The 16,031-nt window shown below is 56.8% G+C and carries 10 protein-coding genes and 2 pseudogenes; 4 read left to right on the top strand and 8 right to left on the bottom strand.

Features of this window, described 5'->3' with window-relative positions; genetic code table 11:
• Positions 1 to 18: 18 nt before the first annotated feature.
• The 7 genes and pseudogenes from ACVW16_RS23650 to ACVW16_RS23620 form a co-directional block, all read right to left on the bottom strand.
• Complete coding sequence (locus tag ACVW16_RS23650; RefSeq protein ID WP_456701494.1) at positions 19 to 363, bottom strand: hypothetical protein; 345 nt, start codon at positions 361 to 363, stop codon at positions 19 to 21.
• A gap of 290 nt (positions 364 to 653) precedes the next feature.
• Complete coding sequence (locus tag ACVW16_RS23645) at positions 654 to 1,895, bottom strand: cytochrome P450 (RefSeq protein ID WP_456701493.1); 1,242 nt, start codon at positions 1,893 to 1,895, stop codon at positions 654 to 656.
• 363 nt (positions 1,896 to 2,258) lie between these two features.
• Positions 2,259 to 3,094 (bottom strand): annotated as a pseudogene (locus ACVW16_RS23640) (pantoate--beta-alanine ligase).
• A gap of 158 nt (positions 3,095 to 3,252) precedes the next feature.
• A complete protein-coding gene (locus ACVW16_RS23635; RefSeq protein WP_456701492.1) occupies positions 3,253 to 3,621 on the bottom strand; it encodes a pentapeptide repeat-containing protein in 369 nt (122 codons plus the stop codon).
• Positions 3,618 to 4,421: an ABC transporter substrate-binding protein gene (locus tag ACVW16_RS23630; RefSeq protein ID WP_456701491.1), complete on the bottom strand. Its 804-nt coding sequence runs from the start codon at positions 4,419 to 4,421 to the stop codon at positions 3,618 to 3,620. Before ACVW16_RS23630 ends, ACVW16_RS23635 begins: the two co-directional genes overlap by 4 nt.
• Before the next feature lie 44 nt (positions 4,422 to 4,465).
• Positions 4,466 to 5,311: pseudogene (locus ACVW16_RS23625) on the bottom strand (LLM class flavin-dependent oxidoreductase); the annotation flags it as partial.
• Positions 5,293 to 5,814: an LLM class flavin-dependent oxidoreductase gene (locus tag ACVW16_RS23620; RefSeq protein WP_456802621.1), complete on the bottom strand. Its 522-nt coding sequence runs from the start codon at positions 5,812 to 5,814 to the stop codon at positions 5,293 to 5,295. The gene ACVW16_RS23620 and the pseudogene ACVW16_RS23625, both read right to left, overlap by 19 nt.
• A gap of 1,735 nt (positions 5,815 to 7,549) precedes the next feature.
• Here ACVW16_RS23620 and ACVW16_RS23615 point away from each other — a divergent pair.
• Entirely contained in the window at positions 7,550 to 8,452 is a 903-nt protein-coding gene (locus ACVW16_RS23615) for a hypothetical protein (protein WP_456701490.1), read from the top strand.
• Positions 8,453 to 8,761: 309 nt separating this feature from the next.
• On the top strand, positions 8,762 to 11,194 hold the full coding sequence (locus tag ACVW16_RS23610; protein ID WP_456701489.1) for a hypothetical protein: 2,433 nt from the start codon (positions 8,762 to 8,764) through the stop codon (positions 11,192 to 11,194).
• Positions 11,195 to 11,733: 539 nt separating this feature from the next.
• On the opposite strand, the gene ACVW16_RS23605 is transcribed toward ACVW16_RS23610, so the two are convergent.
• Entirely contained in the window at positions 11,734 to 12,174 is a 441-nt protein-coding gene (locus ACVW16_RS23605; RefSeq protein WP_456701488.1) for a VirK family protein, read from the bottom strand.
• Between the two features lie 587 nt (positions 12,175 to 12,761).
• On the opposite strand from ACVW16_RS23605, the gene ACVW16_RS23600 reads away from it, so the two are divergent.
• Both ACVW16_RS23600 and ACVW16_RS23595 read left to right on the top strand, forming a co-directional pair.
• Positions 12,762 to 13,730, top strand: a complete 969-nt coding sequence (locus ACVW16_RS23600; protein WP_456701487.1) for a hypothetical protein — start codon at positions 12,762 to 12,764, stop codon at positions 13,728 to 13,730.
• A gap of 1,580 nt (positions 13,731 to 15,310) precedes the next feature.
• Positions 15,311 to 16,000, top strand: coding sequence for a response regulator (locus ACVW16_RS23595; RefSeq protein WP_092235790.1), 690 nt, complete (start codon positions 15,311 to 15,313; stop codon positions 15,998 to 16,000).
• The last annotated feature ends 31 nt before the right edge of the window (positions 16,001 to 16,031 follow it).

Here is a 16,031-nt window from a genome sequence, read left to right as displayed (position 1 = left end):
GCCACCGTCAAATTACCTTCATAGAAATATGGCAGCGAGTGCGCCAAACGCACCCAGAAGCAGCCCAATTAGCGAACCGACGGTCGGTACATCTCTAAAGAGCAGAAGCGTGAGTATCGGCTCCAGCACCAGGATGGCGCCAACGGATATCGCGACAATGATCCAGATATTCTTCAGATGCATGTAGCCAAGTGCGTATCCGAATACGAGGAGGATGCCGGCGAAGGATGCCAGGAGAAACATCGGCCACAGCATCGCCATGTGGCCACCTGTTTTTCCGAATTGTCTTGAGGCAATCAACTCGGCCAGTATCGAAAGCGCTTCTCCAAGAAAGATCGCTGCCACAGCTACAATTTTCAACATCAAGGTGATCGGCCTTTACGGTTCCGACTATTAAGGCAGCCCAGACACCTGCATCGGAGTAGCCGTTGAGGTTCAATTATCCACCTGCCGAGCGCGTGCGAGGCGGACGTACGCCTCACCTATCGCTTCTTGCGGGTCTCGTTCCAAGCGTCTGCGGGCCCGCAATCAGCTCCCCGCATGCAACAACGTTTCGCGTCGATCACCCATCTGCGCTCCTTGCAGAAACGCAAGATGGTTTAGGACAAGCCCGCTCCGCCGCCTGCCGTCTGCGTGAGCAGCGCAATGTGGGCCTAGGCTGTAATCCGCACAGGGAGAGCCGAATAGCCGTGCACGAAGTTAGACGCAATCCGCTCGGGTTCGCCGACAACTTCGAACCACAATTCCGCGGACAAAATCTCCTCCCAGAGGACCCTCAGCTGCAGCTCCGCAAGATGTCTGCCAAGACACCGATGGATGCCGAATCCGAACGAGAGATGCTGCCGCACATTCTTGCGGTCGATCACGAAACTGTTGGCACTCTCAATGACCTCTTCGTCCCTGTTACCCGAGATGTACCACATGACGACCTTGTCGCCCTTCCTGATCTGCTTTCCGCCTACAATGCTGTCGATCACGGCAGTGCGGCGCATATGTGCAATTGGCGTCTGGTACCGAATTATCTCGGACACGGCGTTCGAGACCAGCTTGGGATTGTCAATGAGCTTTCGCCGTTCGGATGGGTACTGATTCATGAACAGGAGACCGCCAGTAATCGAGTTGCGCGTGGTGTCATTGCCCCCAACAATGAGTAAGATAAGATTTCCGAGGAACTCACTTGGCACCATGCGGCGCGTGGCCGCCGAATGCGTCATCAAGGAGATCAGGTCGAGGCGCGGCTCGGCTTTGATGCGCTCGTTCCAAAGTCGGGTGAAATAGGCTAGGCACTCGGACAAGATGGTGCTTCGCTTCTCCCAGCTGTCAATTGCATGGCCTGCTTTCGGAGCTGTAACAGCTACATCCGACCAATAGGTCAGCAGTCGCCGATCCTCAAATGGAAAGTCGAATAGCGTGGCGAGCATTTGCGTCGTCAACTCTATTGAGACCTTGTCCACCCAGTTGAAGACTTCATTGCGCGGCAGGCCCGCGAGGATCGCCCTGACACGGGACCGAATCAAACCTTCGAGCTTGTTCAAGCTTTCCGGTCCGACGATCGGGCTTACGGTATTGCGCTGCTCGGCGTGCTTGGGAGGCCCCATCTTGATGAAGCTTGGGGTCCAGTGCTCGCAAGGCACGTCGACAATAGTGACCCCTTGTTCTGACGAGAACGCCTGGTGGTTTGTGTCTACGGCGACGATATCCCGGTATTTCGTTATGGACCAATATGGACCATGAGCGCTGTCTTGACAGTGGTGAACGGGATCTTCCTTTCGCAGTCGCTCAAAGCAAACCCATATGCTGTCGTCTTGAAAGCGCTTGCCATCGCTTACATCCAACTTCCTCAGCGGGATAACATACGAATCGTCCGTCCGGTGATCTTCCGATAGCGTTGTCATGGTTATCTCTGCAGATGTTGCTCTCGAGAGTTTACCGTCTGGAGGCGCCATCGTTTCGAGCTGCCGCAGCGCTGGCTATGGTGGGCCGCTGGACCAGTATACCTCAAACGGCAACCAGCCTACCCTACCGTGTCGGGCAGGGAGGAACGCATTGACAACTCGATCTACTCAGTGGATCAGTGAGGGCTCTCAGCGCTGGTGAGAGAGATCGCTATGTTCTGGAGCGCAACACATCAAGCCGATTGCACCTACACAAGATAGCCGGTCTTCGGATACGGCGGATGCCTTGTGTTCAAGTCATGGATGAACAATCGGCTGGCTAGGGCTGATCCGGCAGGTCGATCCAGATGTTCGAAGGGCCTTTCAGGAGAGTATCCTGATCTGGAACGTAGATATTATCGAAGATCTTAAGACCATGAGCCGTTGCCGCTCCAAAAATGATGAAAGGGAGCTTGGCATGCTCCAGGTCTTCGAAGTTGTCAGCGTCGATAATTCGAACAAAGTCGAGGTTAAAGTGGCGGAACTTGATCTGAGACGTAGCGGATGCAACCAGATCTTGGCGCTAGATATCCCTCGGACGACCTCCTTCCTCGCATGGTTGAGTGCCGTGAAAAGGCACGACAGCTCATCAAGCTCAGAGCGGTTAAATCGCCTCAAACGCGACGAGATGGGCACTCCTTTCTTGTATGTCACCGTCGGCACAAACCTTATCTCGCAATCCAGAAGGAGGTCTGCGACGGCGCGCTTCACCATGATCGCCTGGCCGATATCTTTCAGGCCGAAGTAGCTGCGTGTTGGTCGCGCATAGCAGATGCAGCGGACTGCTCCAGTAACGGCTTCTTCCAAATAGGCATCACGCCCTCCTAACCGCAAATGACCCTCACCCTGCGACACAAAGGTTCGATAGCCGGGCGGGAACATCTCGGTGTCGTTGGACGAAATTACGGCAGTTGCGCCCGACCGTAACGCGACCCCAATATCCTCATCTAAATTGAAATCGTAACCCCCACCTGGCCTAAGCTGGATCTTGTTCGGGTACACCGTGGCAATCGGGACGTCATTTTCGACTGCCGCCTTCTGATCAGTTCTGCATGCCCTCGATGTAGGGCGCCGAGCGTATGTACCGTCCCGATTGTCTGCCCTGTTCTCGCCACCTCGCGGATGAACGCTTTACCTGCGGAAAGACCTGCCAGATGCATTTTCTTACTCCAGTGTTTTTTGAATGCCAAAAAGGCGATCTAGTCGGTCCGATCGCGCAGAAGTTCTGCCCTCGCGTCTCGTCCTGACCGCGAATCTCAAAGAGCTCCGCGCACAGCTCCGATGATCGCCCAAACCGTCCTTGTGCAGTCCAAACAGGTCAGGTGGATCCTTCTCGCCCCCGTCTGATCAACGATGACAATTCAGCGAAATAGCTTGATGGCTCACGCCGCTCCTGCCCCTTCAGAGCAGCCTGCAGGCCCGGACATCGGTCAGCAAAGAATGGCGGCTCGAATGTGGTTATCTTGGCGTCCGAAAAGTCGGCCTTCACGAAGCTGGCCTGGAACGGTGACATCCCACTGAGGTTCGCCCCGCGCAAGGATGATTGATTCATGCGAACGTATGCGGCACGCGTTGCCTCAAGGTTGCTCTTAGCCATTCCCGCGGCAAGATACGCCTGAACAAGATTGGATCCTTCAAGATTTGCGTGGTTCAACGCCATTGATTGCGGGGGATCACCGGTGATCATCGACCTGTAGAGATAGGCCTTAGAGAGGTCTGCGTGTTCAAGATCGCAGTCGCGCAGAAAGGCACAGCGGCCACAAAAACCCTGGCGGTCGCAGGCGCCGAGTTGTAGTCGGGATTGCGGCGGAAAGTGACCTCCCTTCCATGGCGCCATTTGTCCACAATGAATGGACCTGAGCCGACAGGACTCTCGCAATTTACCGTAAGTCCGCGTTTGAGCGCGGAGGGTGAGAGAATGCCTTGTGAGGATTGGGCTAACACGTTCAGCAAGGGTTGAAATGGCGCCTTCAAGGTGACCTGTAATCTCAGAGGAGCGATTGCACTTGCCGATTCGAAGCTATCACTGAGATAGGGAGCGGCAGTTGGATTACGGCGATCAGGGTCGTTGCTGAGCCACCCGTTGATATTGTCGGCGATGGCCTGAGCATCCAGAGACGTGCCATCCGTGAATTTCACATTCGGCTTTATTTCAAATGTGTATACCCTTTTGTCATCGGAAATTGTCCATGACTCGGCCAGCCAGGGCACAATCTGGCCATCTTCACTGCGGGCGACCAGATTGTCACTGTACTGGCGTTGCAAATACCATTGCTGCACCCACCCTCCGAAGAGGCACGGTGGCTCTTGAAAATGCCCATAACGAACAACCCCTCCTCGTTTGACCGCTGGCGACTCTTGAGCATGGCCGCTCGGCGCGAACTGTGACAGGCTTTGCAGCACCAATAGACTCGCGGCTACTTTTCTTGCGAGACAGTTTGGCCGGCAAGTGAAGCGCATCGATGAACGCGTATTGGATACAGACATGTCCGAGCTCCAGGACAATGAATACGGAAAGGCCGAATGCAGCGTCACACCACTGAGGAACGCGACGTACTCGCCGGTTCGATGGGGAGGGGAATTCCCAAATGCTCGCGCAATGTCTCCCCCTGATATTCTGTGCGAAATAGACCGCGCTTCTGAAGGAGAGGCACGACATGGTCGACAAAGGACGCAGTCCCGTCAGCCAGCACGTCCGGAATGATATTGAAGCCATCCACCGCGCCGGCGCGGAACCAAGCCTCGATCGCATCTGCGATCTGTTCGGGTGCGCCCACCAGCAAGCGGTGGCCAAACGCCTGAACGCTGGTGATGATCTCGCGAACTGTAAGGCCTCGACGCGCCAGAGTTTCGACCGTGCGATGGTGCCCAACAGAAAACGGAACGCTGTCTGCATCGGGCAAAATCTCCTCCGGAATGGGCCTTTCGAGGTTAAGCTTCTCGACCGCCAAGCCCATGCTTCGTGCAAGAGCGGCGACAGCGCGATTCAGGTCTTGCAACTCGTCAAGTTGCGCTTTGCGGCGAGCCGCCTCTTCTTCAGTCCCGCCGATACAGATGACAAGACCTGGAAGGATCAGCGGAGCCGTAGGGCGGCTGAATTGACGAGACAGAGTACGCAGGCGCTCGGCCTCTTGCAGCGCAGTTCTCAAGTCGCCGGCTGCCGCGAACACGACATCTGCGCTGCGGGCGCCGAGCCGCAACCCAGGATCCGAACCGCCCGCCTGAACGATGACTGGATGACCTTGATGCGAAGCGGGATGTGTGAGTGGGCCACGGATGCCAAAACTGTTCTTTTCAGGGTCGAGCAGCCGAAACAGACGCTGATCTGCATAAACTCCCGCTGCTTGGTCCGCGATGATCATCTCGCCACTCCAGCTGAGCCAGAGCGCCCGAACAGTTTCAACAAAGTCCTCAGCGCACCGGTAGCGATCCGCTCGTGCGAGCTCTGGTCCGCCAAATTAGCTACCGTCGCGGGGCTCGAGGTCGTGACTGCGTTCCACGCCACACGGCCACCGCTGATGACATCGAGCGATTGGAAACGCCGGGCGAGATTGTAGGGATCATTGTAGGTGGTCGATGCGGCGGCGATTAGCCCAATCCGCTTCGTTTCACGTGCGATCGCAGCCAGGACCAGCGTTGGTTCAAGCCCATTAAGCGGCGGCTGGTGGGTGATGTCGAAGCTTATCGCGGGGTATCGGCCAGGAATACGGCGTCTAAGCGACCGCGCTCCGCAAGCTTCGCAGCGCGGACGTAGCGGTGTCGAAAAAGAGCGCTTGGATTTGTGCCTGGCCAGCGCCACGCGGCAGAATGACCACCGGCACCATGAAGATTCAAGCCGAGATGAAGCATGGAGTTGCGGGAAGACATCACAGCCCCTCATGCGGTGGCCGCTGGGCCACTCAGCGGCCTTGTGCACAAGTTGATCTCGGCAGCGTTTCGTGCATGCTCACCCTGAACGTGCTTCGGGCAGCCAATTTGAGGGATAGACAACAAACAGTCGGCTGATGTGAGTTGAACGACACCAAAGACGCTTTTGCTAGGCCTTGGGATGAGACGCGCTCCGAGCACGTCGGTTGCCGATTGACGCCGAGGTGATAGCTTGCCTCCAGCGGCTGGTTGCTTCCACACGCGTACACTCACATCGGCTCTCCAGATTTCATCAAAAAGCTGTCCCTTTTCACGAAGATGTTTTGGATTGCATTCGCTATCGAAACCTTTGGACTTCCGACCGAGCTAGCAATCATCAGCTAGGGACCTCTAGAGGTCCAAACCATGCAAACGCAGTAGTTGAGTATTTCAATCTACTATCGTCCCTTGGCATCCTCTTCTATTGCGCTGTTTAACTTTCAGCCGCTTATTCCAACGTGTTCTCTGATCGGGTTCGTCGGACACGCTACCTAATTGCATCGAGTGCAGTTGGCGGCACCGGCGAAGCGAACCAGATGACTGGATGCATTCGAGAACACGGAGCAGATTTGGCGACATGATTAGGCAACGGCTTGCTGCCGCGCTGCAAAGTGACATCCAATCAATAAGGCGTTCCCAAGCCCACCATATAATATTGCGATGAAACATTTTAGATTATGGATGCCTCGCAACGGCAACAATTCGAGGCTGCACTTCGTTCTGCACCACGCCCGCGGTCTTGCGGATACGAGGATGCTGCGATCTCCTTAATTCTCGCGCGCGGCGCATGTCCTCGCGTACGGGTATGATGGCGGACCCCAATTTGCCGAGCGCCCGTCTTCGCGGCCCCGGAGCGCGCCGATATGTGCGCGGACTCAGCTATCTTGGACACAGCCGCCCTTGAGCATCAAAAATGGCGGCGCATCAACGTCGACGAAATCACGTCACTTACATACATGAGAGTGGGGCGTCTCTTGAGATGGATCGTTCGTGGTCTTGCCAGGTCTGGCTGGCAACTCAACGTCTCATGTCGGATGCTGGATTGAAATTGCGTCGACCGGGTCGTGTTCTGCGACCAGCTTCCGGGTCGTCCGCGCGACTCCTCACCCCCAATCCGTCCCAACAAAGCACAATGAGCTTCGTCCCACGGCGGCGAAATCACGAGCCAGGTGGCTGCGGCACCGGCCACTCGGATCGGAGCTGGCATCTCGACGCACCGTTCAACGAGATCCACTCGCGCAAAATGCAAACCTGGCCCAGATAGGCTTATCCACGCAGCGCACGATCAGCGATTGCATCGCTTTCGCGACCTGCTTCGCCCGGCCCCATCGCTCGGGCCTGCCGTGGGGCTGGACAGGGGCGAAGGGACCATCTCGCCCAAACTCAACTCTACAGTGACCAACCGGCACGCCAGCACAGCCGCAAGGGCCGAAGTTTGTTTCAACCAATGGGCCTGGTCAGCTGTTCGACAGCTAAGCCCTCTAGCATAAGCAAACGTCTCTATCCGGACTAGCAGGCCCGCTTGATCGTTCAAGACCTGGAAAGGAAGGACCTGGATCCTGGGTCAGCCCGATCCGTACGCGCTCAACATACCCACCCGTTCGAGAATCATATCCGCTGGAAATTTTATCAACTGCCGCTCGGCTTCTGAATCTCTCGGACCAACTTTGCTCGAACGACCTTGACGAGGCAACCAATGGGAGAAAGCAATGGGCCCATTTGACAACTTGAATCCGTCCGCGGCTCGCATGAGCCACGTCGATCCGCAACAGGAAGAGACCGAAGCAGACTTTGAGCTGCGGCTTAGGGAGCAGCCGCCAATCCTGTCCGCACCAGCCTCAGCCGGGGCTGAATCGAGCCGAACTGCAACGGACGGCAATAGGAGAGCGCACCTTATCCCAAAGGACGAACGGTGCACAGCCGCATCCTTTGTAAAAGCGCGCGCTCAACTCGCCGCAACGCTGACCTGCGCGAACATTGCGGAACTCAGAAGAGAAATCGAACTCGCTGCGCAAACATCAGCACAATGGGCAAGCGAGACTGGGCCGTTGGCCGGCGGCGTGGATCGTAGCCGCGTTTACGACGACCTGGTGGCATCGTCCTACGCGGAGCTGCAGCGCTTTCAAAACCACGCCAGCCATTGCAAGCCCCACGTGTTGGACGGTCAAAGCGCGATGGCCCATTTGCGTTCCATGGCGGCTTTGCGTTACGACGTCGCGCCCTGGAATATCTGGGGAGGCCAACAACTTGATCTCGGCCGCGCAGCCGCAGAGCACATGAGGGGCGATACCCATTCTTCGCCTTTTGTATCACTGTCCGAAGAGGCCTCTCAACTGCTCCTTTCGCCGGACGACGATAACGAGCATGGCGCCAAGGCAATCGCGGAAAACGCAAGCGAGCTGCACACCTACACGGTGCCAAGGGTCACCACATGGACGGCCGAAGAGATCGTCAGTATTCTTGAGGACGGGACTGAGAATGATGAACCCAATCTGGCCTGGGTGAGCGATACCCCAACTGAGGAGCGCGAGGTACTGTTTCTGGGCGGGGATCTGGATAACTATCGGACCGCTAGCGCATCGAATCCATACAGAAAGTCGGGGAAAAGCTGAGAGTAGGAGCTCCTGAACCTGAAAGGCCGATTCGCCTTTTTCCGACACTCCAAAAAATCGAAAGCGGCGTTCGCGCCATCTACAACACTCCGTCCGCCTGGCCAGCGGGGAAGGAGCCGGCGCGTAGCGCACTGGACGGGGTTTTCAGCTGAAACCTGCATCTCTTTAAATTCGCCGCACTTGTCGTGGGTTAGAAAATGCACTTACCGACCATTATTCATTCAGCTTTCCGCCCGGCCAGGCGGTCAGGTTTTGGAAAGCTGACGTGAGTAGCGAAAGAACACGAGGGCGACGCTAGCGAACGAGACCATGGACCAATTCAACAATATCCACCCCGCCGATAAGGAACCGGCCGCGTTCGATGCCACCGTAGAGCAACCCGAACGGCAGCAAGCCGATTTTGAGCAGCACGTCGGAGATGCGCGTTCGGCTGGCCCAATATATCCGCACAGGGAGCTTTATGATGTCTCTGAGGAAGATGATCGCTTGATCCAGGCAGCGTCCACCGCTGCGCTCGAGCGAGGCCCACCGCCAGGTCCAACCACTGTCAGCATTTATGATCGTCGACTTCGTAAACTAGCCGAGTTGCTGCTGAAGGAGTCAGGCAATTCAATGGCTGGGCTCGATGACGATGCGTTACTCGGTTACGCCAAGAAACTGCTGCCAAATGACAAGGTGATCGCTTCAGCATTGTTGATGGTCAGCCGCTACCGCGAGCCTGACGCCATCGCTTGGTCCACTGAACATTACCGTCCTTGCAAGGAAGATGCACGCCTCATCAAGGTGGCCGCTGAGGCAGGCTTCGGTCGAGCAATCGACCCCAGAACGGCTTTAAACTATGCTAGCTGTCTACGGAAGCTAGCGGCAGCACTGCGACCCTCGTCAATTACTGAGCTCAGCGACGACGCGCTGCGCGGTCATGCCGCCACTTTGTTTCGGAATGACAAGAACCTTATCTACGCCTTGAACAGGCTTCGCGAGTATCGGGAGATCACCGGTCAGGACAATTTGGGAGGACAAGGAGTCAGCTCGAGTGTGGCAACAGATCCGGCCGCCCGCTCTTCCATGCAGGTTCTCGTTGATCATCATTTGGGGAATGCTGCGGATCAGGGTTCACCGCCGGCTGGCAATTCCAATCCTCTGCCGGTTCGACACGAAATAGGTTTAGCCGCTCATTCTGCCATACAGAGTGCCGCCCAGGACGTGCTTTTCGACGCGGAACGGAGCGACGAGCTTCCAGCCTTCGGCGTCAATGCCCCCTTGCTTTGGCAGGGAATGCGTGGCCCAGCTTGCTCGCCCGTGCAAAGTTTCGCTCAGGAGGCGCTTTTCGATGCCGCCGATCGCGAAGGCTTACTGCCAGCGATATCCTTCGATGCACGGGAGCTTTGGCCAACGACGAGTTCGGCCCCCCACTCGCCCGGGCAAAGTGTCGCCCAGGAAGCGCTTTTCGATGCCGTGGATCGCGAGGGCCTGTTGGCAGGCGCACCCTTCAATGCTCCGGTGCCTTGGCCAACAATGAGTTCGGTTGTCCACTCGCCTGTACAAAGTGTCGCCCAGGAACAGCTTTTCGATGCCGCGGATCGCGAGGGCCTGCTGCCAGGCGCGCCCCTCAATCCTCCGGTGTTTTGGCCGAGAATGAGTTCCGTCGCCCATTCGCCCGCGCAAAGTGTCGCTCAGGAAGAGCTTTTCGATGCCGCAGATCGCCAGGACCTGCAGACAGCCGCCGCTTTCGATGCTCTGGTGGTTTGGCCAACAATGAGTGCCGTCGCCCCCTTGCTCGTGCAAAATGTCGCCCAGGAAGCGCTTTTCGATGCGGCGATCCGGCAGCCCAGCGCTCAGTCGCCGAGTCCTGCCCCTGAAGAAGACTTTGGACGAATGATGAATCGAGATGCTGCGGCCCCGCCTACACTTGATTCGACATTCTCCGCTGCCGGCGAGAGCTTTGACGCCTCCTTCGCCGTTCCCGAGAATTTCTTCCATGGCACCCAGCCGGCACCGGACATGCTGCGCTCTGAGCTCAGACGCTGGGGTCTGTTGCCGGATGCAGCACAGCGGGTAAAGACCTACGACATTCACGGTGAACGCTATACGGCCGTGTTAGGACCGCGTGGGCGTGATGATGTTCAGCTCATCCATCTGCAGTCTCCTCCTGTCGGCGATACATTTGATGTTTCGTTCGCCGTACGAAAGGACTTTTCCCATTGCACGCAACTGGCCCCCGACGTGATGCTTTCCACGTTGGGCAAGTGGGACTTCTTGCCTAACGCAGAATATCCACTCATGAACTATGAGATTGACGGCGAACGCTATACGGCCGTGCTGGGGCCAAGAGGATCCAATGACGTTCAACTGATTCATCACCCAAGGTTCGTTTCGAGGAGAGAAGCTGCGCCTGCGACGCCGGCGGCTCCCCCCGATACTTACGACGGCCGCGCATCTGGGTTTGATCGACCCTCCTGGTTCGAATCGCCCGCGCCGCACCTCCAACTGCCGACCGCAGTGCCGCTCTCCGGCCACCCCCTGGTTCCGCAATTGCGTGAACTCGGAGAGTTGTTCGGGCACGACTGGAGGCACGGTCCGCGAGAAGCTTCGCCTCTCGTGATTGACATGCTCCAAAACCTGGGCCTTCTGCCGAGCCAAGGCGTCCCGATGACCGGCTTTTTGATCCACGGCCAGCCCTACACGGCTGAAAGCCTACCCGGAGGGCGCGTTATTCTCTTCCATCGGCCGCAATTTGGCTGACTGCTCGGCGGCACCGCGGGCAACCGCTAAAGGTCCCGCATCCAGGTCGGATCATGTTATTTTCAGAAATCAGAGTCGCGTCCGAACGACAATTGAAACGGTGAGCAAGCCCCGTAGCGGCCATTCATAAAATGATCTTTAGCCGGTGCTCCAACCCTACGACTGCATTCGGCAGCGCGGACCTTTCAATTGAAAGACAAAGCCGCGCATGAAAGATACGAGCGCATCCTGGGGTGGCCGCGGGTCAAGCGAAATCATCCCCGAGCCCGCGGCTTGATCGGCTTATGAATACACGACCCAACAGGCCGGAGGGAGTGCGGACGTTTCTTACCCGGCTCATCTGAAGTGTTCTGCTGAGAAGCCTTGGCACCAACCATCTGGTGACAGGGCGAACCGCCGATCCTCCAATCGCTGAGATGGACTGGAGATCGACGGCCCTCATGACTTACCTTGGTCGAACCGTAGTAAGTTGGCGCACCTCGAACTTTCCCAGAGCGGAAAGACAGCCAGAAAACCCCTGAGCGCCCCTGTGCTCTTCCTTACCAGATGAACCTTGCGCCATCCGGCAGTTCGCAGATGAATTCGCCCTGGTTCACAAGCTCCGTGGTTCCGACAACAAGCTTCGAGGCTCGCACCGTCAGCTTGCCTTCGCGGCTAAGGCTATGGCGGATGTACTCGGTCACGGCATGTCCAGAGCTGTCGACTGTTTGGTGAGCATTGGCGAAACTGATTCCGTTCTGGACCGTCACCCTGAATGCATTGATGACCAGACCGGCCTGCGTCGCCGATGCAGGCTTGCCGCCCTCAGCGGAGTTACAGCGGCTCATATCCAGTACGAGCTTCACATTCTTCCCCGCCTGCAGGGCATTGAGAACCTCGGTGTATTTCGGCGAGGGCTCATCGGCTCGCGCGACCGCGCTAACGCTCGCGACCGAAAGCAAGGACAACAGGATAGTCAGTCCTTTGCCGGTGATCTTCATATTCTCTTCTCCCTCGATAAGTACCACAGCTTACGTTCTTCAAGATGTTCGTGCTGGCAAGCTGTTTGGCTTTCATTCAGCAAGCGCGCTCACGCCTGTACAAAAGCAGCGTCCCGCAATCAGGCGCAAGTCGTTGTAACGGCTATTCAGACATCACAAGATCGTAGGTCAGGATTTTGAGGGGCTCCACCTCGTGGGCGTCGACTAGAAGGATTTGCTCGATGGCCGCTTGGAACCCACAAAAAAAAGACGAGCGGTCGCGCTAGTCCGCTGCAGGCCTAACGAGCCAGGAGATGAAGCCGTCACATCTGTGGAATCAGATGATGCACGAAAGAATCACTCGATCATCCGCATGCGATTGCTTGTACATCTTCGTCAAGGACTGTCTGCGATAGGCGACGCATCCGCAACAAGGTGGCGGAGCGAACCCGACGCCGCGATCCCGATCTAAGCCTAGTCGAATCGGAAGTGGCAGAAACAGAAGGCAGCGGTTAAGCTCAATGGCCTCTTTCCGACCGTCAGCTTCTCGAAAGCTGCACCTGCAACAGTCAACGCTGACAGGCGGCACTTGGAAGGGAGAAAGAGAGATGAACGTCGATCCGAGGAATGCCGCCGACAATTCCTTTGAGATTCAGCAGCCGCGCTACATCGGTGGACAGCAGGACCAGCTTAGCGTGCAGACGAGCGCACCGGCAAGTTCAGAAGCTCAAGCGAGCTTTGAGCAGCAGCTAAATGACTTGGCTCTAGCCGACTCGGACTCGTCCGCCCCAACCTTGGAGTCAGTCTCCTTAGCGTCAAATTCCGCGATGGCAGCGCCGTGGTCTGCGCCAAGCGAGGCGGCCCCTGAACTCAGTCGCTATCCAGCCTCATCATTCGTCAGTGCGCGCGCTCAGCTTGCCGCAACGTTGACAGGTGCCACTCTCGAAGCACTTCAGAAGGAAATCGAACTCGCCCGACAGCAAGCAGCACGTTGGTCATCGGAGACCGAAGTTGCCAATGATCGAGACCGCGTATTCGACGACGTTGCGGGATCGTCATATGTCATACTTCGTCGTTTTCAGAATCGGGACACTGATTGCAAGCCCCATACCGAAGAAAACACAAGCGCAATATCTCATGTTCGAAGCACGGCTCGGGATCATGCTTCCGTTGGAGATCCTCTGGAACGGTATCCCATGGATCGGGCACGCCAGGCTGGATGGCATATGCGCGGCAAGACGACAACTTCTCCATTCGTGTCTTTGGTCGAAGAGCCCGCCAAACTGAGCGTTTCGCGTGACCACTGGGCGAGAGCGATAGCCAACAATGCCAAAACGCTGCACACTTATGTGGTACCGAAATCTGCGGTCTGGACACCTGACGACGTGCTGAGCAGTATCGCTATCGGAATGAATGCGGGAGACCAGGACAACGTCGATGCGGATGTGGAACTGATGTGCTCGCTGGGCAGAACGCCGACCCAAGAGACCGAACGCTTGTTCCTGGGCGGCAATTTGGACAGCTACCGAACCGCCAGCCAAGAAAACCCCTACCAGCGGAAAACGGGCGAGAAGTGATTTGACAGGCGGCAAACGAGCAGTTCTCGGGCATTCCACCCTTTCGCCATAACGCCCACGCTAACGACTCCTTGCCCCAGCAGTGCCGTTTCACGACCCGGGTAACACTTAGCGACTACATCACCCCATACCCTGAGCAAGGGATGAAGCGCGCCGACATCCAAAGAGGTCGCTGCTGCTTCCTGGAGGAAACGCGCGCACCGCTTTTCGTCGCACACATCCCCTATTCGCTACCTGGATGTGTTCCATCAAAACAATCGATTTTGCCGATCTTACCCAAACGTCTCATAATCGATCGCGACCTATGGAGGCAGCATTCAAGAATGTCGCGTGGCAATCGATTCTCTTACAGCTCTCTGCCGCTTAACTCGGCTCGCGCGCTCGCGCGTCCACGATGCCAAGACTCGCTTCCTCATAGGGGCGTCAGTCCGCTCGTCAGCGTCTGCTCACCAAAAATGAGACGCACGGGCTTGACCTAACACCGAGACGTCACGTCCCTAGCGCCAGCAAAGACGACTAGCGCCAAATGCTGTAATCGGCTGTCATCAAGCGACGCCTTGATCGGGTCGACGAGCTTCTCATGACATGGCGAGAGACGCGAGTGTTACCTGGCGGTCGATAGTCTGGCTTCGGACCGTGTCGCCCTCGCTTAAATAACCGTCGCGGTTTCGACAATGCTGGACCAGCGCCCAAATCCACTTGAATCTCACCTAGCGTCAGATTGTAGCATTTCCGACAGACCGCGACACACCCCCCGCACGCGTGAACCGTTCCTGACAGGTAGCGAAATTGCGAACGTCTGAAAATCACAAAGTCCACCCGACATCGCTTATGTGGGAGCAGAAGACCTCACGCTGCTACTCTGGCAAAAAGAGGAGTCGTCACGTGAGCAATTCGCTTGAGATCTCTATCTCGCGTCTGCCGTGCACCAAGCTATGTCAAATTAGACCGCCGTATCTTTTTAGCGCCGTCCAGATCTACCGCGAGCGCCCTCTTCAAGCCGAATACTGCATTGGTCTCTCGTATCGTGCATCTCGGTCCGAGTCATCGCCAGATCCGTGTCGCAAGCCCGGTGCTGTTGTATTGGCGTGATCTCCACGGCACGACGGCTCAACAACCCAGCAACATCGCCATGGACCCAACGAAATAGGAAAGTTTCTAACATGTCGGTTTCATTCTTTCGTTCGGCCACAAATGCAATCGTCTTTCGCGCTTTGGCTTCGATCGCGCCACTTGGCGCTATTCGCCCTGCGGGCGCCCCGCCAGCGGATGGAAGAGGGGCTGTGATCGGTCTACAAACCAGTCGGCAGGCCGCTGCGGCCTTGATGTCCTCAAAAAAGAGCAGGTCTGTCGCTGACACCGCAGGCATGCCGAGCAGCGCCGACGGTGTAAAAAGGCCGCGCTCAGCAGTCGAGTCGAAGACGACAGATCGGCAAGCTTTGATGGCCCTTGGGTCTGTTCCGTCCTCTCGCTTCGAACTCTTCGTATTCACATCAGTGCAACCGCCTCTCAGGCTCATCGAATCCCAGAGGTAGATGTGACTTGCTCAGGTCGTGGTGTGGTGGACGAAAGGCGATGCAATGCGAATTCTTCTGGTTGACAATCACGCGGACTTCGTTCGTGACGTGAAGGACGAACTGTTAAATTGCGGCTTCGCCGTTGACGTGACACGAACGCTGGATGAGGCCGCGGCAGCGCTCGATTGCGCGAATTACCATATGGTCCTGCTCGAATTGGCTCTGCCGGATGGAGACGGATTGGACTGGCTGAAGCAGTTACGGCGCGACGGGCGGTCTATGCCGACCATGATGATGAGTAATTTCAATGATCTCAGTCAGCGGATTGCTATCTTCAATGCCGGCGCGGATGATTTTCTGCCCAAGCCTGTTTCTATCGACGAACTCATTGCTCGCATGCGGGCTATTCTGCGACGGTCAACGCAGATGACGGCGCCGGTGGTGACATTCGGTAATTTGCATTTTGATCCCATCGCGAGACAAGTCTCGGTCGGTGGCCGAGTGCTGAGAATTGCGCGCCGCGAAGTGTGCATTCTTGAACATCTGCTCAGCCGCGCGGGCCGTACCGTGCCGCGCACATCTCTCGAAGATAGCTTGTATGCATTTGACGACGAGGTCTCGACCAATGCGCTGGAGGTCGGGATCTATCGCTTACGCACGCATTTAAGCCAGGCGGGAGCAACGCTCAGGATCAAGACCGCGCGCGGTGTCGGCTACACCCTTGAACTCATTAGCGCAGCATCGGCCGCCTAGCCGATCTAACTTGAAAGCAACACTCCCTTGA

This window comes from Bradyrhizobium sp. USDA 4474 (genome assembly GCF_054057515.1).
Note: the sequence above shows the minus strand (reverse complement) of the source record. Positions and strands in the feature narration are given on the sequence as shown.

Excerpts from the sequence above, each read along its gene's own strand:
- ACVW16_RS23650 (WP_456701494.1), bottom strand. The coding sequence starts at position 363 with ATGTTGAAAATTGTAGCTGTGGCAGCGATCTTTCTTGGAGAAGCGCTT.
- ACVW16_RS23620 (WP_456802621.1), bottom strand. The coding sequence starts at position 5,814 with ATGAGGGGCTGTGATGTCTTCCCGCAACTCCATGCTTCATCTCGGCTT.
- ACVW16_RS23595 (WP_092235790.1), top strand. The coding sequence starts at position 15,311 with ATGCGAATTCTTCTGGTTGACAATCACGCGGACTTCGTTCGTGACGTG.
- ACVW16_RS23600 (WP_456701487.1), top strand. The coding sequence starts at position 12,762 with ATGAACGTCGATCCGAGGAATGCCGCCGACAATTCCTTTGAGATTCAG.
- ACVW16_RS23630 (WP_456701491.1), bottom strand. The coding sequence starts at position 4,421 with ATGTCTGTATCCAATACGCGTTCATCGATGCGCTTCACTTGCCGGCCA.
- ACVW16_RS23635 (WP_456701492.1), bottom strand. The coding sequence starts at position 3,621 with ATGATCACCGGTGATCCCCCGCAATCAATGGCGTTGAACCACGCAAAT.
- ACVW16_RS23605 (WP_456701488.1), bottom strand. The coding sequence starts at position 12,174 with ATGAAGATCACCGGCAAAGGACTGACTATCCTGTTGTCCTTGCTTTCG.
- ACVW16_RS23610 (WP_456701489.1), top strand. The coding sequence starts at position 8,762 with ATGGACCAATTCAACAATATCCACCCCGCCGATAAGGAACCGGCCGCG.
- ACVW16_RS23645 (WP_456701493.1), bottom strand. The coding sequence starts at position 1,895 with ATGACAACGCTATCGGAAGATCACCGGACGGACGATTCGTATGTTATC.
- ACVW16_RS23615 (WP_456701490.1), top strand. The coding sequence starts at position 7,550 with ATGGGCCCATTTGACAACTTGAATCCGTCCGCGGCTCGCATGAGCCAC.